Origin of the sequence: uncultured Mailhella sp. (assembly GCF_944324615.1) — a bacterium.
Taxonomy (GTDB): Bacteria; Desulfobacterota; Desulfovibrionia; order Desulfovibrionales; family Desulfovibrionaceae; genus Mailhella.
Genome location: NZ_CALUWY010000009.1, coordinates 37,851 through 55,404 on the forward strand (window position 1 = coordinate 37,851; position 17,554 = coordinate 55,404).

Genomic DNA, 17,554 nt, shown 5'->3' on the forward strand with positions numbered 1-17,554 from the left:
CTGTCCACAACACATCGGGCCGCACGGCATGTCATGAACGCGGAACCTTCTGCGTGCGGGACGGCTGCGGCCTGCAAGAGGTAGGATCATGAAGGATCAGATGTACGCATCTCCCGTGCTTCGCGGGCTGAGAACGGAACTGCTCACCATGGGCAGTCTTGTGCAGATGGCCTACAGCAAGGCCCGCACCGCCCTTTTGCTCCGCGATGCCGCAGCCGCCGAAGAGGTGGTGCAAGGCGATGACGCCATCGACGAGATGGAACTTGAGCTGGACGAAAAGTGCACCAGCGTCATAGCGAGGACCCAGCCCGTGGCCAGGGATCTGCGCTTCATTCTCACCGTCGTCCGCATGGTGCTCGACCTTGAGCGCATTGCCGACGAATCCGTGACCATAGGCCGCCAGATTCCCAGGCTCCCGGAAGCGTTTTCCCATGAGCTGGAGCAGGATCTTGCCCGTTATCTTCAGCTGGCCTTTGATATGCTGGACACGGCGCTGGAAGCCTTCCGCAGGGAAGACGTGCCCCTGGGCATGAAGGTGTTCCAGCATTCGGAGGAAAGCGTGCAGCTTCTTCTTGCCATGTATGAAAAACTCATGGTGGATGTGCGCGCTTCCGTGGTCGATCCTTCCGCCGCCGTGCCGCTCATTCTCGTGGTACGTTCCGTGGACCGCATCTGCCGCCGTTCGGAAAATATCGTGGAACATCTGTGCTTCATGTGTGACGGCATTACCGTGAAGCACCGCGTGAAGCTTTCCGGCATGGAAGCGTAGATACAGAAAGCCGTGAACAAAGCCTCCCGGCATGGGGTATCCCTCATGCCGGGAGGCTTTGTTGTGGTCCGGGGGCCCGCAGGCATACCGGTTGTTTTCGGAAGGAACGCCCTCTTCAGGCCGGTGCACGGTTCATGAAAGCCCGGCAGAATACGGATGCGCCCGTCTCCGTGCCGGGATGTCGGCAGGGGCGGCTAGTCCTTGCGCAGCAGGTTGAACTTGTCGAAGAGCTTGAAGGCCAGGCTCATGATGATGGCGATGATGGTGGCAAGCACCATGCCCTGAATGGTGATGGAACCGAAGGTGAGCTTCGCTCCGCTCAGGCCGATGATCATGATGACGGAGGTCATGACGAGGTTGGAAGACTTGCTGTAATCCACCTTGCGTTCCACCAGCACGCGCAGGCCCGAAGCGGCGATGACGCCGAACAGCAGCAGGCAGACGCCGCCCATGACCGGAACGGGGATGCCGCGGATGAGTTCGGCAAGCTTGCCCACAAAGGAAAGCAGAATGGCCATGAGCGCCGCGCCGCCGAGCACCCATACGCTGTAGACGCGGGTAATGGCCATGACGCCGATGTTTTCTCCGTAGGTGGTGTTGGGGGTCGCGCCGAAGAAGCCGGAGAGCACGTTGGAGCAGCCGTCGGCAAACAGGGAGCGGGAAAGTCCCGGGTCCTTGATGAGGTCGCGGCCCACGACGTTGCCGGTCACAAGAAGGTGCCCGATATGTTCGGCAAGCACCACCAGCGCCGCCGGAGCGATGATGAGAATGGCGTTGAGGTCGAAGGTGGGGGCGTAGAACTGCGGCAGCTGGAACCAGGGCGCTTCCTTCACGGGCGTGAGGTCCACCATGCCCATGAAGAAGGCGAACACATAGCCGCAGATGACGCCGAACAGAACGGGAATGATGGCGAGGAAGCCGCGGAAGGCCACGGAACCGATCACGGTGATGGCCAGCGTGAACATGGAAACCATCACGTTGTCCATGTTGATGCTTTCCCCCGTGAGTCCGGCCATGGAGGCGGCGGTGGGGGCCAGTTCAAGGCCGATGACGGCGATGATGGAACCCATGGCCGCAGGCGGGAAGATGACGTCGATCCATTTCGTGCCCACGGTCCGGATGATGACCGAGAACAGAATGAAGAGCAGACCGAACACGATGAAGCCCGCCTGAGCGGAGGAGTAGCTGCTTGCCGCCATGATGGCCAGCACGGGCGAAATGAAGGCGAAGCTGGAACCGAGGTAGGAGGGAATCTTGCCCCTGGTGAGGAAAAGGTAGAGCAGGGTGCCTATGCCGTTCATGAACAGGCAGGTGGTGGGGTTCACCTTGAACAGGAAGGGCACGAGCACGGTGGAGCCGAACATGGCGAAGAGGTGCTGGAGACTCAGGGGAATGTTCAGAAGGAGCGGCGGGCGCTCCTCAACCTGGATGACTCGATGTTCCACGATGGTATCCTCGCTGGAAAGTTGTGGGAGGCACGCTTCGGAGGGCTCCGAAGTGTCGGATCCGTAAGTTATGCGCTTTTCAGGGCAGTAATTCCGGCCAGAGGTCTCCGCCGCAGGGCCCGCGGCGGGAGACTGCCCGGAACATTCCGACTGTTTCCGGGAAATGTTGCGGCGTTTTCAGGCAGATCTTCAGCGGAGCCGGGGGAAACCAGAAGGGAAAGCCCCCGCGCAGGCCGCTTCAGATCATGAGGCGGCATGCCTTCAGGCCTGTTCCTTCATGAGGGCGAGCCTGCGGCCCATTTCATAGGCCTTCCGGCAGTCCTCGGGAAAAACTTCGTCATGGTATTTCTTTTTTTCCGCAGGATCGTAGCGGTCGGCCTCGTAAAGGCTGTAGTCGCTGAACTGCCACGCGTTGGCGCTGCAGCAGATTTCGCTCTTCACGCCCAGCATCTCGCCCATGCGGTTGTGCACGGCGGAAAACTGGCCGATGATGGAATCCGTATGTTCCGCCGTCATGCCGAAGGTGTAGATGAAGGCGGAGGGTATCCTGCGGGGGAACACCCAGCGGTTTTCCTTGTTGTAGAGCATGTGACTGAACAGAAAGCGGTGTTCCAGGGCAAGAAGTTCGGGCGTGATGTTGTTGTAGTAAATGGGGGAGCCGAAAATCAGCCCGTCGGCCTCTTCCATCATTTCCAGAATGGGGGAAAGCTCGTCCTTCAGGGCGCAGTATCCGTGCCTTCCTGTCTTGAGCTTGCAGGAAAAGCAGCTGACGCATCCTTTTGCCTTCAAGGGGTAAAGCTGAACAAGGCGTGTTTTCGCTCCTGCGGAAGTTGCGCCGTCCAGAGCGGCCTGCAGCATGGTTGCGGTGTTGCCGTGGGCTCTGGGGCTGCCGTTGAACGCAAGTATCATGGAAGCTCTCCTGTAGGGGTGGAGGGAAAGGACAGCATGCCTTTCTGAAAGCATTCTCATAAAACTAAAGCGGAACATGTTCTCTTGCAAGTTCAAATCATCCCTTCCCGGCGGAGGCGCCTTGCCTGCGGCGGAAGCTTCCGGTATGGTTCGGGCATGGAAGTCATTGCCTGCATACATACCGATCTGCCGTCGAAATTCGGCGTGCCCCGCCAGAGCGGCCTTGTGAAAGAACTCAAAGGGCGCATTGTGTTCATGCCGAAGTTCAGAGACCCCGAGGCTCTGCGCGGCCTGGAGGATTTTTCCCATATCTGGCTCATCTGGGAGTTTTCCCGCGCCCGGTGCGAGCAGTGGTCGCCTACGGTACGTCCGCCGCGCCTCGGCGGCAATGTCAGGCTCGGGGTGTTCGCCACACGTTCGCCCTTCCGTCCGAACAGCATGGGGCTTTCCTGCGTGCGCCTGGAAAAGGTGCTTCTGCACGGGGAAGAAGGGCCGGAGCTTCATGTTTCCGGCATAGATCTCATGGACGGCACGCCCATTTTCGACATCAAGCCCTATGTGCCCTATGCCGACTGTCACCCCGAGGCCACGGGCGGCTTTACCACGACGCTTGCCGATGTCACGCTGCAGGTGGTGTTTCCCGAAACGTGGCGTGCGTTGTTCAGTGAAAAGCAGCAGGCCGCCGTTGTGGGGATTCTGTCGCGCGACCCGCGTCCTCATTATCATCGTGATCCGGGCAGGGTGTACGGCATGCCTTTTGCCGGGTACGACATACGCTTCCGCGTGCAGGACGGCGTGGCGGAAGTGGTGGACGTGGTAACGCTTGAGGCCTGACCCCGGGGGACTTCGCCGTTCTGCGAAAAGGCCCGGCCTCTGTCCGGGCGGCGCAGGAGTCACTTTCTCGTGCCGGCTGCCGAAAGGGCGTGCATTCCGAGCCCTTCATGCAGTATGCCTTCCTGCACGGGGCCATAGCTTTTTCATGATTTCCTGCTTCCCGGCAGAGAACGGCGCTGCTTTCCTGCTGATGCACGCAGGAAGGGCCGTGGGGGACGCTGCGGATATGCCGGAGTCTTTTTCCCGCATGAGGAAGGGGCTGCCTGCGGCTGTTTTAACGCAGCATCCTTGCGGAAGTTTTCATTTTTTGCAGAGTATGTGCCGGGGCTTCCGCCCGGCAGAGGCCTTTTGCCGCCTGGACTGCATAGGCAGAGAAGCTGCGGCATGCGGCACGGCAGCTGAATCCGGGGCACAGGCAAAAAAGATGCCTGCCGGAAGGGCGAGGTGAAAAAAAGGAAGGTTCCCCTGTGCTCAGGACATGAGCTCGAAGCGGTATTCCTGTCTGATGTCCGGATATTTTTCCTTGTCCACTCGGGACATGAACATATCAAGCGGCCTTGCGAACACCTTGATGCTTTCTCCCTCCTTCAGGTCATAGAGAGCCTCGTAGATCACAAGGGTTTCCCTGGTTTCGGAATGCACGGCAAGGCCGAGTATTCTGTAGGTGTACATGGGGGAGTCTGCGGGGTAAAGCTCGTGCTTGAAATGGCGGACGATGTCACCGGCCTTGAAGCAAGGGCGGTCATGGGATTCGGGCATGGCTATCTCCTGAAGGAACAGGTACAGGCAGCGAAGAACCGGAGCCCGCGCAGAGACCTGCGCCGGGTCGGGAGGCAGGCGGACGCTCAGACCACAGCCTTATAAAAGAGCATCACGGCCGACAGGCTGAGAAAGGCGAGAAGCAGCACGGTAAATATGCGCTGGTTCAGATATCTTCCTATGATATAGCCCAGCTTCTGCCCGATGAAGGCCGCCACAATGCCTGCAACGGCAAGCTGGAAGAATTCCAGGCGGTAAAGTCCTGCTGCCCACTGACTGATCAGCGTGGCCCAGCCGCTCATGAGAAACAGCATGGTCATGGTGCTTCTGGCTCTGTCCGGCCCCCAGCCCTTGAGGAGAAGGAAAATTCCCATGGGTACGCCGCCGACGGATACGGAGGAATTGGCAAAACCGCTGGCAAGGCCTGTGACAATGAGCGATATTACGGAATCTTTCATGTGTAATGCTTTGTTTTTCTTTATGATCTGAAGTACGACAAAGCAGGCGATCATAAGGCTTATGCCTATCTGCAGCCACTGAATGGGAACGATTTTAAGTGCGAGTGCTCCCAGGAGGCATCCCGGAACACAGCTTGCCCAGAGCCACAGCACATCCGACCAGATAACGTTTTTGCGATACAGCCAGGCCAGCTGAGTACAGCCGGGTGCACCGATGATGCAGCAGGTCAGTATGGCATCCGTCACGGGCATGCCGAGGAGGATGATGGGCAGAGCCACCATCATCCCTCCGATTCCCGCGATACCGCTCACAAGTCCGCCGAAAAGCCAGCCGAAAAAAATATAGGCGCAGGTTGCAGTAAACATTTGCAGGCCTCCGGAACAGGTGCCGAACACAACCTTGAAACATGCGGATCCGACTTTAGAATATTTTTTCCGCATTGAAAAGATGCTGTTTCTACGCCTTGTTAGGAAATATCCGCTGGCGCGGCGGGAAGGGAATGCCGGATCTTTCCTCCCTTGTTCCGTGCTTCCGGCATGAGGTGGATGCGGGGGGCAAAGGGGCTTTTCGCCGTCCTCAGCGCTTGGGAACGACCTGGACATTGCCGGAAAAGAGCTTTCTGGGAAAATGCTCATCCCCGGAGCCTGAACATGGCTGCGGAAGGCAGAAGAGCCTTCCTTTTTCCAGAAGGATGAGAGACATGGGGAGGGAAGGACCGGAGAGATCGGACATGCGTTTTTTCAGGTAAGAAGGTGGCCTGCACAGGCAGGGTTCCTGCTGTGGTGCAGAAGGGAATTTTTTTGTTTTGTTGTTTCGTGTCCATGTGTTTCTGCCTTGAAACATCGCTCCGGGCCACGGAACGAGCAAAAAACCGCCTGCTTTTACGGCAGGGCAGGGCCAGCTGCGGGAGCCGGTTCTGCAGCTGGCGCAGTTTTTGCTCTTCTGCTGCGGTGAGGCACAGAAGAAAACATTGTTTCAGGGGAAACTGACCGGGGTTCTGTGTTTTTCGGCAGCGCAGGTCTGCTCTGAAGCAGCGCCGGTAAGAGGGCACCGGCGCTTCGTTGCTTTTCGCCGGAAAGAGCGGAGCGCGCCGTTTCTGAGGGAGCTGCGCTGTAAAGAAGGCCGGATTCAGCATAGCTGAATCCGGCCCTGAGGCGTATTTTGTACAGGGACCTCTTCACTGTCGGGCTGGTTCCTGTGCGGAAGAGTCCGGCTGAAGAGTCCCATTAATTAAGGATGCGGGATCACGGGCGGGACTGATCTCCCGGCAGGCTGAAATTATAGGGTTTGCCGGAAAAATAGTTCTTCAGCATGCGGTACATTTCCGGGTAGAACCTCTCACGGTTGTTCCCTGCGCTCAGAAGGTTGTCCAGCCGCTGCACGCCGGTGGAAACACCGGGTTTCAGGCTTTCCGGCGGCGGCAGTATGATCCAGCGTGTGCCCTGAACTTTTTTGCTGTCCAGAAGGCCCTGCCGGTCCGTATCGATCAGCATATGTATGTTGCCGTCAAAGCCCATGTAAACGTCATGAGGAGTGAAGGCCTGCAACAGCCTGTTGGAGAGAAAACGCAGAAGCTGGCTCTGGTCACGGCATGCCCGTACAGGACGCAGAGCGTCCAGAAGATCGTATACGGCCTTCCGGGCTTCGCTGTGCTTGCCTCTGTTCCACCGGCTTCCTTCCAGCATGCTCCGCAATGTTGCCTCGGAGTCGTCCCTGCCCGATTCCAGACAGACGGCAAGCTGTTCTGTCATGGCTTTTTCCGTGTATATGAGATTGGCGTTCAGTTTGTCGCATGCCCGTGCCGCGGCTACGCCCTTTTCCAGCAGGCGTCGTCCGTCGTTCAGGGCTGCCCGTGCCACTACGCCGCTCTGGGAGGCTTTCAGGAAGGAAATAACCATCTCTACGCTCTGCTGGAGCAGGGCAATGCCTTCCTGAGCGGTTTTCTGGTCGAGTTCCTTTGCTTCGGGCTGGGCGCTCCGCACGTTGGGATTGAGGATCTGCATCTGCGCCAGCGTCAGATTGGCCATGAAACGCCCTATGGCTGAGCGCAGTTCCGCCGTGGTCTGTTCCTTTTTTTCCGCTTCGCGCCACTCCGCCGTGCGCAGGCGCATGGCCAGGCGACTTATCTGAAGACCCTGAGCGACGAGGCTGTCTGCCTGCGGCAGGCGGGAACGCTGCAGAATGGCGCCTGCATGTCCTACGGCCTGATGCATCTTGCGCGAGTGTTCCAGATCGCTCAGTCCATCGTCGTACTGCAGCGCGCCGGGCAGCTGAAAGGTCAGGGGAGCCTGAGGGGTGAAGTTCCGCATAAGCTCGGGCCGGGCCGCGTTGAAACGGGCGCGCATCTCTTCAGGCATGGCTGGGCTGCCCATCGCGCGTTCCAGAAGGGCCAGACTCTGCTTCACGGCCCAGTCATCGGGCACCTCATCCTGCAGTGCCGCAATGAGCGTGTCGCAGGCTTCGCCGAAATCCTGCGGATCAATGCTTTCCGGAAGTCTGGTCTGGGCCAGATCGTGAAGCAGCAGGCTGCAGCGATAGCGGCTGTCCCGCCGTTCCAGTTCACCGATGCCTTCCGTAAGTTCACCGTAGAGGGTTGAGATGTCCCGGATCTGCTGCCGTGCTGTACGGATGGCGTGCAGAGCTGGATTCTTCCGGGCGTCGTCGGGGGCATCCTGCGGCGTTGCCGCGTCTGTTTCTTCCATATTTCTGCGCCCGTTCAGCGCGCGCAGTTCCTCGCGTACGAAGTCGGCCTCGATACGCTGAAAGTCCTGCCCATCCCGCCCCGTGCTTTCCTGCGTATCCAGGTGGCTCAGGGCGAATTCGCAGACATCGTTCATGGCACAGCGGATGGCTTTGTTCATTTTTTCATCCACCAGCGCCTGAGCCTGAGCAAAACTTTTCGCGTCTGCGGTCAGTCTGTCCTTCAAGGCGTCATTGACGGTGTCAAGTGCGGACAGGAGCGTGTTCCGGGCCTCGCCGCTGAACTGGGAAAGGGCGGCTTCCCGTTCCTGCAGAATTTTCCGGGTGTGTGCTTTGAAAGGGTTGCCTTCCAGAAAGAAGGAACGGAGCGAATCAAGGCTGAAGCGGGAATGATAGGGCTGAGGTTTTGCCGGACTCTCCGTTACCTGTACTTCCTGACTCGTCTTCAGTTCCTCTGCCCGCTCTTTCACCTGAGTGAGCACGGCATCTTCATCGGCATAAATGGCATCACGGATCAGGGTCAGATCTTCAATCATTTCTCCCTGACTGTTGAGAGAAAGGCGGGAGATGACAGTATCCAGCAGACCGCCTGTCTTCAGCGCCCGCATGGCCTGCACAAGCTGCGGCTGCTCGTCCCGCAGAATGGCCATGTTGCGCCTTACGCGGGTCTGCAGCAGCTCCGCGTAGTCTGCGCCTCTGCGTGTCATGGGGGTGGCGGCATCCCGCAGCTGTGCCAGTTCGCGGAGGGCAGATGTCAGAGCCTTTTCTCGTTCCATGCTGAGGGGGGAGCACTGACTGGCTTCATGCAGATATCCCAGCAGTCTGCCGGTCTGTGCGCTGAAATCTTCCAGTCCGCGCTGGAATTTCCCCTGGGCGCGCCAGCTTGCAGGGGTGAGATAGTCAAGCAGCCTGGAGAACCAGCGCCCCACGGTGTGAGGCGGGCCCGGTATGCGGTTCGTCTGCCGCATGCCCGGCTGGAGCACTTCCATGCGATGCGAACCCAGGCGACCTATGCCGCCCAGAGCATCGTAGCCGAAATCGGTATCAAGACTGATAAAGCGAGAAGATGTCGCCTGTAAGGGATCGGCCATGTTTTCTCCTTGAGTTATTTCTGCAGTTCGTCGATCCAGACGGCCAGAACATCCAGAAAATCTTCCAGCGCGTTGTAGAGGGTGTTTTCATCGGCACAGGCCAGCTCCACACGGGAAAAGGCCAGAACATCGTCACCATCCAGGCCGAACATGGTTCTGCCGCTTTCACGGCCCAGACAGTGGGCACGCATCATACGGAGCATCAGCTCTCTGCCGTGCTCTGCAGCGGGGAGCTGCCCGAGACGCGAATACAGATAGATGGCCGTTTCATCATCCGCTACTTCCATATCCACAATGAAACGACCATCGAAGCGAAGGCGGCACAGACCGTTGTCGTTGAATGCCAGTCGCATTCCCGTCTGACGAGACAGGGCTTCCATGGCTTCATGCTGTGTCATGATTCTTTCTCCTGTATATCCCCAGGGGTTCAGACCGGCCATGGGGAAATGAAATGTTGCTTTCCTGCATGTTGCAAAAAGAAGATATCGTTTTTTCAGGAAAACGAAAAGGATGTTTTCTGTTGTGGAACCCCGCCGGTCCGGTCAGCTTTTGAAGTCCGCTTCAGAACACTGAGAATCCATGGTCGCTGTCCGGAGTGTTTTCTTGTCGTGCGCTCAGAAAGTGCATCCTGTATCCGGTCGAAGCGTATTTCACCGAGATTGAAACTTGTCTGCGCCGATGTTCAACTGTTCGGCCTGCAAAAGAAAAGACAAAAAAAGCCGTCATGCCTCCATGATGGCGAATGAGGCCTGAAAGGCCTTCGAGCTGCAGATTTCTGGCGGGAAGAATATCGGATCCAGTCTTTCCAATACAGACTGTTTCCCATGGGACGCACCATTTCGACCCGGTCCTGCATGGCGGAAAAGTCATCGAACATGATGATTTTTCCATCCATGATCTATACGGAGCGAGTGCGGCGCACAATAAGCTGGAAAAGCTGAACGCGGGTGAAAAGATTGTTGTCTATTTAAAAACGGCAGGGCATTTTCAGCTGAACCAGAACTGTTTTCATGACGGAGTGTGATACCTCCCGTGCAGCGTGAGGTGCTCTTCCCTTGCGGAATATCCAGGTGAGTTTTTTTGTGCAATGTCTTCAATATCAAAAATTCAGTGATTTTGTCTCATATTTTTTATGTTTTTTACATCTATAAAGACATGAAAAAGCGTAAAAGAGGTCAGACATCATGGTAAAAGAACATTAATGTTACATATTGTATGCAGTATTTTTATTTATATCATATATGATATAAATATTATATATTTTATTAATTTTAGTTATTATGTAGTTTATATATTTTTTACACTATATTATAAATTGAATGTACTATTTGTTAAATTATTATGTATTGATATATTATAATCTTTTATTTGTCTTACAACGCCATCATAACTAGGAAAAATTCTAGAAGTGTAGTAATTATGATCCAAAAGTATAGAGATGGATTTAGTTATTTCACTATATGGTAAATCAAATTTAAATAATATAGTTCCTACGGCATCTTTTGGAGAAATTCCTTCTAAGTAGTGAATTAAAAATTTTTCTGTATCTCTATCTTCCTCAGGGTAAATAGATTTCCATTTACCTAAGTTGTATAAATTTGTTAAATTAATAATCCATGTTGTTAATACTCCTTTTTGTGCTTTAGTATTGGGGTTGTCAGCATACATAGGAACAAATACTCTAAGTGGTATTTGATTATTTATTCCTTTATTAATTAATTGAAACTGTTTTACATTAAAAGCTCATATAGAAAATCTATTACAATTATTATCTTTTTTTGATGAATTATTAATTGCACTCATTGTTGCAAAATACATGGCTACAAAAATATCTTGTGTCCAATCAAGAAGTCTTGTCGGTAATCCATAATGTTGTGCTAACGCTAAAAGATTCATAATATTTTTAGGTGGCCATATTTCTGATCGAGATATACCCCATTGTATGTCTTCATTTCTTTGGTCTTGGCGGTGCCATCGTTTTGTATCTGTAATATCAGTAAAATAGATGTCTGAAATGTCTAACTCATATGGAATGGGTAGTCCGTTTTCATTGCAATATTTACAAAAAAAATGAAGATAAGATGTTTCTTTTAAAAATTGATTTTCAAAAGTGAAATTTTGAGGAAGATTTCTAAGAATTGTTGGTGTTAGTGTATAGTCTGTGCGTCCTATACCTCTAAAAATACAATCTCTTAATAAATTTATATTGCTATTATTTGAATAGCAGTTAAATTGAATATATGTATAAAACTCTTCTATTTTATCAAAATAATATTTTTTGATAAATTGCGATTCAAATTCAATATTCATAGACTATACTCCAAAATTTATGTAATTATAAACTATTTTAATAAATTTTTCTAGTCTGTTTTGTGTGAAATAAAATTTTTTAGAATTATACCGAGGATACAAAATCTGTCCATTCACTCCCAGCAGCGTTTTATGATGACTTTCTTATCTTTTATGCTTGAATAAGGCGTAATCCGTGGAGTTCAGAACTTGAGTGGAGTCTTCCTTAGCGTCGTCCTTCCTGGGCTGAGGCATCCGGGGTAAAACGGAACAGTTTCCGGAGCGTTTATGGTGGACTCATGGTGGGCTGGGCGGTGCCATCCTGTGAGACGGATGCGCTTGCCTGTGTCTGAATGCAGCAAAAGTATGATCAGCCTGTCTCATTTTATCCGCACCGGCCCGATACAGGGCAGTACGGCAGGGCAGACGCTTTGTTCCGCCCGGGAAGATCAGGGAAGGGCAGAGGGGCGCGGTGCCGCTTCGTTGAAGCTGCTTGTCTGCCCAGACTGTCAGAAATTAAATAATAATAATAACTTTTACTATTTACAGAAAGCAAAGAGTATGCCATGGTTCTCTCAGGTGTTCCCTTCTGGGAAGGTTTACTCACTGCACCCGTCGGTGCGCAAACCTGGAGAACGCATATGGCTGATAAAAACGATCGTCTGACGACCAGTGCCGGTGCCCCGGTAGCCGACAACAACCATGCGCTGACCGCCGGTCCGCGCGGCCCCATGCTGATGCAGGATGTCTGGTTTCAGGAGAAACTGGCTCATTTTGACAGGGAAGTCATTCCCGAGAGGCGTATGCACGCCAAGGGTTCCGGAGCGTACGGAACGTTTACCGTGACCCATGATGTTACCCGGTACACCCGGGCATCGCTTTTTGCCGAAGTAGGGAAAAAGACGGAGGTCTTTGTCCGCTTCTCCACTGTGGCGGGTGAGCGTGGTGCCGCAGATGCGGAACGCGACATCCGTGGATTTGCCGTCAAATTCTACACGGATCAGGGCAACTGGGACATGGTGGGCAACAATACGCCGGTGTTTTTCCTGCGTGATCCGCTTAAGTTCCCCGATCTGAACCATGTGGTCAAACGTAATCCGCGCACCAATATGCACAGCGCTGCAGACAACTGGGACTTCTGGACGCTTCTGCCCGAGGCGCTGCATCAGATTACGGTGCTCATGAGTGATCGGGGGATTCCGGCCTCGTACCGGCACATGCACGGTTTCGGCAGTCACACCTACAGCCTCATCAATGCGGAGAACAAACGTTTCTGGGTCAAGTTTCACTTCAAGACTCAGCAGGGAATCAGAAATCTGACGGATGCCGAAGCGCAGGAGCTTATCGGGCGGGACAGGGACAGTCACCAGAGGGACCTGTACGAGCATATTGAAAAAGGGGATTTCCCCCGCTGGACCTTATATTTCCAGGTGATGCCCGAGGAAGATGCGGAAAAACTTCCCTATCATCCGTTTGATCTGACCAAGGTCTGGTATCACAAGGACTGCCCGATGATTGAGGTGGGCGTGCTGGAATTAAACCGTAATCCTGAAAACTACTTTGCCGAAGTGGAGCAGGCGGCCTTCAACCCCGCCAATCTGGTTCCCGGTATCGGCGTTTCCCCCGATAAGATGCTGCAGGGGCGGCTGTTCTCCTATGGCGATGCCCAGCGCTATCGGCTGGGGGTCAACCATAACATGATTCCGGTCAACCGGCCTCGCTGTCCGTATCACAGCTTCCATCGTGACGGCGCCATGCGCGTAGACGGCAACTACGGCAGTTATACCAGCTATGAGCCCAACAGCATGGGTGCCTGGAAGGAACAGCCGGATTTTGCGGAACCGCCTTTGAAGATCAGCGGAGATGCGGCCCGCTGGGACTACCCGTGCGATGATGCAGATTACTTCGAGCAGCCCGGCAAGCTTTTCCGTCTGATGAGTCCTGAACAGAAGGAGGCGCTGTTCGGCAATACGGCCAGATCCCTGGGCGATGCTCCCCGGGAAATCAAGCTGCGTCATATCCGCCACTGTGCCAAGGCTGATCCTGCGTATGGTGCAGGCGTGGCCCGCGCGTGCGGCATCCCGCTGAGTGAAATGGGTGAGGAATAAAGAGGTATTGTTGTTAACACGGTGATGGCAGGCGGTAAGTCTGTCCTGATAGCCGGACGGATCTTCCTGCCATGCGATGATGTGGAAGATCTGAATAAAAAGCAGGTATGCTCCGCAATGGGGCATGCCTGTTTTTTGTCTCTTGGTGCACGATGGACAGATTCCGTAAGGATGGGGGGCATGGCAGAGGTGTACGTTTTCCGGAATTTCCGTATGGGTGCCTTTCTGAGCTTTTTTCCTCTGTATCCATAAGAAGAGCTGCCCGGGGAGTGAGCAGTCCATAGTCCGGACGAAAAGGAACCGGTTGAAAAGCTGTGTCTTTCGGAATCAGTCCGAAAGTGTCGGGAGCGGGTGCCGGGCGATGGAACTGTGCCAGCGCTCAAAAGTTGTGGCATGCCGGACGGAAAGCAGGAACGGCACCGGACACAGAGAAGGGCAGACATTTGTTGTGTCAAAATTATGCTCTGTGTGACTTTTTAAGGCATTGTTTTCGTTGCTCTGCGACTCCTCAATCCTGCGCTTGCATGCAGTCCCAGGCGTCTTTCATAAGCACACTTGTCCGCATCACTACGAAAATCACCAGTCATGAATATTCATTAACGAAAAAGGGGGTCGCATTTTTCAATGCAACCCCTTGGAAATATCTGGCGGAGAGGAAGAGATTTTATCCTAACTATGCCAAATATTTAGATTTATTTTACCGCTGCAACTCGTTCGTGCTTCATCAGTAGCCTAAATCTGAGGCCGTGGCAATATGTTTTTCCGCGATGATGAGTACGTTTTTTATTGAAAAACGGAGTAGGGGGATGGATGATGCTTATAATAAGTTGAAGAAGAATCTGCGTACTGCTTGCATAATTTATTTTTTTGTAATACGCTATTTCATCAAAAAGATATGGTAGTGGAGATCGTTATGGATAAGTCTGAAGGAGTAATTTACATACTTACTAATCCATCATTTCCTAATTATATTAAAATTGGTTACGCTAAGGATATCAACACACGTCTTAAAAAACTTAATAGTAGTGAGTGTACACCATATGCATTTCGTGTATATGCATTATATGGAGTTGATTCATGCCTATCTGATCAAAATTTACATAGCATCATAGATAAATTAAATCCAGATCTTAGATCTGTTGAACTTTATAATGGAAAGCAAAGAAAACGTGAATTTTATGCTGTGTCACCAGAAGATGCTTACCAAATTCTTGAAGCAATGGCAGAAATACATAATACTAAAGATAGACTTAGGCGTATTCCTGCAACTATAGAAGAAGAACAGGAAGAAAAAAATGCACGAGAGGTTGATGATATACAGAAAGAAAGAGCTTCAAATTTTTCGTTTTCTAAATGTAGAATTGCTATAGGCGAGCAAATTGAATATGGAAAAAATTCAAATATTAAAGCTACAGTTGTAAGTGATAATAAAGTTGAATTTGAGGGTAAAACAATGACGCTTACAGCACTGGCAAAGCTACTTACTGGTCAAAAACATATTGCAGGTCCAAAATATTTTAAATATAAGGGAAAATGGTTGAATGACATTCGTAAAAAATAAGTGTGTAAAATTACTTTAAAATATGATAAATTTTTATTTTAATGTATAAAAAGGAGTAGTCATATGGCTAATATTATAGCTATAATTTGGGATTGTGATAAAACATTAATAGATGGATATATGCAAGATCCAATTTTTAAAGAATATGAAATTTCACCTTCATATTTTTGGGAGCAAGTTAATACAATTCCAAAACAATATGAAGAACAAAATATTCGTATTAATAAAGATACATATTATTTAAATTATTTTATTAAATGTGCCCATGAAGGTAAATTTAGAGGATTAAATAATCAAAAACTTCGTCAATATGGTGAACAGCAAAAATTCTATAATGGAATTCCTGATATATTTGAAAAAACTAAGAGTATGTTAGATAATGATAAAACTTATGCAGAATATGGTATTCAGGTTGAACATTATATTGTTAGCACTGGATTTGCAGAAGTTATTCGTGGTTCAAAATTAATGCCTTTTGTCGATGGAATTTGGGGATGTGAACTGTTGGACGCTCCTGATGCAGAGGGAAAACCTATTATAAATGAAGTACTTTATGCAATTGATAATACTACAAAAACAAGAGCTATTTTTGAAATTAATAAAGGGATTGGTAAGATTGATGGTATTGATGTTAATTCTAAAATTCCAGAAGTAAATAGAAGAGTTCACTTTGAAAATATGATTTATATTGCTGATGGTCCAAGTGATATTCCAGCTTTTTCTGTAATAAAGAAAAATGGTGGTGCAACATTTGCTATATATCCAAAAGGTGACTTGAAAGCAATGCAGCAAGTAGAACAAATGCGTGAAGATGGTCGAGTTGATATGTATGCAGAAGCTGATTATTCTGAGGGAACTACAGCATATATGTGGATAACGAATAAAATTCAAAAAATAGCTGATAAAATTCGTGATACCGAAAAAAGAAAAATTACAAGCTCTGCTTCTGGAGTCCCGCATCATTTGGTGTAAATTAAGTGTGTTTTATTGCATTACTAAACTTTCTGAAATTTTAACGAAGGTTAGTCCTTCAGCAACCGCAGGTATTCGTTTTGAGCTTCAATCTGGCAGCAGATGAACAGAATGAAAGGCATCATGTGTCGATGGGACGTTTCCAGAGTCCCAATGTATTCCAAGCGGAGAACGGGAGGGATAACAGTGACCTGATGGCCGCTCTGGAGTAGGGCCAGATTCATGAGCAGCCTTGCTACTCGGCCGTTGCCGTCAACAAAAGGATGGATGGCCACAAGCCGCTGATGAAGGCGAGCTGCGTATTCGACCGGATGGTATTGTTCCTTCCATCGCGGAACCTGCTCCACGAATTCCTTCATGAGAGCTGGAACTTCTTCGGGGTTCGGAAACTTGTGGGCAGCCCCCGTCACGAAGATGCGGCTTTTTCTGTAGACACCGGCCTGTTCTTCCTGAATCTTGCTGAAGAACAGTTTGTGCAGGGTGAGGATATCCAGTTCGGAGAGTCCCGTGCCGCGCTGGAGCGAGTATATGTAGTCAAAGGCGGTGGCATGGCCGACGGCTTCGAGGTGATCACGTAAAGGCCGTCCACCGATGATGAGCCCGTCTTCCAGAACCACCTTGGTTTCCGACTCCGTTAGCGTATTTCCTTCCAGAGCATTGCTGCTGTAAGTTAGCTTGACTTTGTAATATGCGCGCAGAGAGGTAATTTATGCATCTCTCAGGGGAGGCAGACTTTTGATCTGCTCCTGAAGATCGTCGATTCGAGAGAGTGATTCCGTCAGTGACATGAGATGCTCCGCCTGTATGTTCTGCTCAGAAATAGCAGAGGGAACATGTGCAGGCAAGAAAGGAAGTTTCCCGTTACGCTCTGCTCAGAAGCTCGAAGCGGTATTCCTGCCGGATGTCGGGATACTTCTTTTTGTCCACCTTTGACATGAACATATCGAGCGGTCTTGCGAATACCTTGAGTGTATCTCCATCGTGCAGGTCGTAGAGCGCCTCATAGATGACGAGAGTTTCTCTGGTCTCGGAGTGAGTTGCATATCCCAGGATTTTGTAGGTGTACATGGGAGAATCGGCAGGGTAGTGTTCATGCTTGAAATGCCGAACGATGTCGCCTGGTTTGAAGGGGAAACGCTGGTCTGACTCTGACTGAGAGGCTCCTAAAAAAGAAAGTGCTTCGATCATGAGGGTAATGACTGTTGGCAGGATCGGAGTATATTTTTCTTTTGGGATAGCAGGGGAAAAATTGATTGACAAGCGCGGGAGATGAGCTCCAAGAGGTGAAACTTTATTTTGACCTTTAAATTTTGAAAGGGGGACACTTTTTTGAAGAATGACCATGGTTATAGATTTATGGCAGTAGTATATGCACACGACATCCTATGTTTTTGTTTGAACTTTTAGTCTTTTATCGGAGTTCTGCATGGAAACTGATCAGGATATACATATTTAAGTTCGAATATAGCGAGTTACCTCTGACCCAATTTTTAAATGGAAAGCAGATAGTCGACAAGATGGAAGTATCTGTTGTAATCAATTAAAGCGTATTTTATGAAATTTTTCTTAATATGTCGATATGTTAGCATAATTATTTATTTTTGTGTTATTGTGGGAGGTATCTTTTTAAATTAATGATGACGATATATTAGTTAAAA

General features: G+C 50.8%; 16 protein-coding genes. 6 read left to right on the forward strand and 10 right to left on the reverse strand.

Features of this window, described 5'->3' with window-relative positions; genetic code table 11:
• The first annotated feature begins 88 nt into the window (after positions 1–88).
• Positions 89–769 (forward strand): phosphate signaling complex protein PhoU, encoded by a 681-nt coding sequence (gene phoU, locus Q0K07_RS03865; RefSeq protein ID WP_294556684.1) that lies wholly within the window; start codon positions 89–91, stop codon positions 767–769.
• Between the two features lie 194 nt (positions 770–963).
• Here phoU and uraA read toward each other — a convergent pair whose 3' ends face one another.
• Together uraA and Q0K07_RS03875 are read right to left on the reverse strand one after the other, a co-directional pair.
• Positions 964–2,214, reverse strand: a complete 1,251-nt coding sequence (uraA, locus tag Q0K07_RS03870) for a uracil permease (RefSeq protein ID WP_294556686.1) — start codon at positions 2,212–2,214, stop codon at positions 964–966.
• Between the two features lie 261 nt (positions 2,215–2,475).
• Entirely contained in the window at positions 2,476–3,123 is a 648-nt protein-coding gene (locus Q0K07_RS03875; protein ID WP_294556688.1) for a flavodoxin family protein, read from the reverse strand.
• Between the two features lie 156 nt (positions 3,124–3,279).
• Here Q0K07_RS03875 and tsaA point away from each other — a divergent pair, with 156 nt between their 5' ends.
• Positions 3,280–3,957, forward strand: coding sequence for a tRNA (N6-threonylcarbamoyladenosine(37)-N6)-methyltransferase TrmO (gene tsaA, locus Q0K07_RS03880; RefSeq protein WP_294556690.1), 678 nt, complete (start codon positions 3,280–3,282; stop codon positions 3,955–3,957).
• 471 nt (positions 3,958–4,428) lie between these two features.
• On the opposite strand, the gene Q0K07_RS03885 is transcribed toward tsaA, so the two are convergent.
• From Q0K07_RS03885 to Q0K07_RS03910, 6 genes are all read right to left on the reverse strand, one after another.
• Positions 4,429–4,716, reverse strand: a complete 288-nt coding sequence (locus tag Q0K07_RS03885; protein ID WP_294556692.1) for a DUF1653 domain-containing protein — start codon at positions 4,714–4,716, stop codon at positions 4,429–4,431.
• Positions 4,717–4,802: 86 nt separating this feature from the next.
• On the reverse strand, positions 4,803–5,540 hold the full coding sequence (locus Q0K07_RS03890; RefSeq protein ID WP_294556695.1) for a sulfite exporter TauE/SafE family protein: 738 nt from the start codon (positions 5,538–5,540) through the stop codon (positions 4,803–4,805).
• Positions 5,541–6,419: 879 nt separating this feature from the next.
• Positions 6,420–8,966 carry a hypothetical protein gene (locus Q0K07_RS03895; RefSeq protein ID WP_294556698.1) on the reverse strand — a complete coding sequence of 849 codons (2,547 nt, stop codon included), beginning with the start codon at positions 8,964–8,966 and terminating at the stop codon, positions 6,420–6,422.
• A gap of 14 nt (positions 8,967–8,980) precedes the next feature.
• Positions 8,981–9,364: a type III secretion system chaperone gene (locus Q0K07_RS03900; protein WP_294556701.1), complete on the reverse strand. Its 384-nt coding sequence runs from the start codon at positions 9,362–9,364 to the stop codon at positions 8,981–8,983.
• Positions 9,365–10,274: 910 nt separating this feature from the next.
• Positions 10,275–10,634 (reverse strand): hypothetical protein, encoded by a 360-nt coding sequence (locus Q0K07_RS03905; RefSeq protein ID WP_294556703.1) that lies wholly within the window; start codon positions 10,632–10,634, stop codon positions 10,275–10,277.
• A gap of 75 nt (positions 10,635–10,709) precedes the next feature.
• A complete protein-coding gene (locus Q0K07_RS03910) occupies positions 10,710–11,276 on the reverse strand; it encodes an FRG domain-containing protein (RefSeq protein ID WP_294556705.1) in 567 nt (188 codons plus the stop codon).
• 345 nt (positions 11,277–11,621) lie between these two features.
• Between Q0K07_RS03910 and Q0K07_RS03915 the strand changes: the two genes are divergently transcribed.
• The 4 genes from Q0K07_RS03915 (at position 11,622) to Q0K07_RS03930 (ending at position 15,896) form a co-directional block, all read left to right on the forward strand.
• Positions 11,622–11,921 (forward strand): hypothetical protein, encoded by a 300-nt coding sequence (locus tag Q0K07_RS03915; RefSeq protein ID WP_294556708.1) that lies wholly within the window; start codon positions 11,622–11,624, stop codon positions 11,919–11,921.
• The gene (locus Q0K07_RS03920; RefSeq protein WP_294556710.1) at positions 11,897–13,363 is read left to right on the forward strand and encodes a catalase; all 1,467 of its coding nucleotides are present in this window, start codon (positions 11,897–11,899) and stop codon (positions 13,361–13,363) included. The genes Q0K07_RS03915 and Q0K07_RS03920 overlap by 25 nt, the downstream gene beginning before the upstream one ends.
• Positions 13,364–14,276: 913 nt before the next feature.
• Complete coding sequence (locus tag Q0K07_RS03925; protein ID WP_294556713.1) at positions 14,277–14,924, forward strand: GIY-YIG nuclease family protein; 648 nt, start codon at positions 14,277–14,279, stop codon at positions 14,922–14,924.
• 63 nt (positions 14,925–14,987) lie between these two features.
• Positions 14,988–15,896 carry a hypothetical protein gene (locus Q0K07_RS03930; RefSeq protein ID WP_294556716.1) on the forward strand — a complete coding sequence of 303 codons (909 nt, stop codon included), beginning with the start codon at positions 14,988–14,990 and terminating at the stop codon, positions 15,894–15,896.
• Between the two features lie 50 nt (positions 15,897–15,946).
• Here the strand turns inward: Q0K07_RS03930 and Q0K07_RS03935 are convergent, their stop codons facing one another.
• A complete protein-coding gene (locus Q0K07_RS03935) occupies positions 15,947–16,513 on the reverse strand; it encodes a Fic family protein (protein WP_294556720.1) in 567 nt (188 codons plus the stop codon).
• Positions 16,514–16,757: 244 nt separating this feature from the next.
• Positions 16,758–17,240, reverse strand: coding sequence for a DUF1653 domain-containing protein (locus Q0K07_RS03940; protein WP_294556723.1), 483 nt, complete (start codon positions 17,238–17,240; stop codon positions 16,758–16,760).
• Positions 17,241–17,554 lie beyond the last annotated feature (314 nt).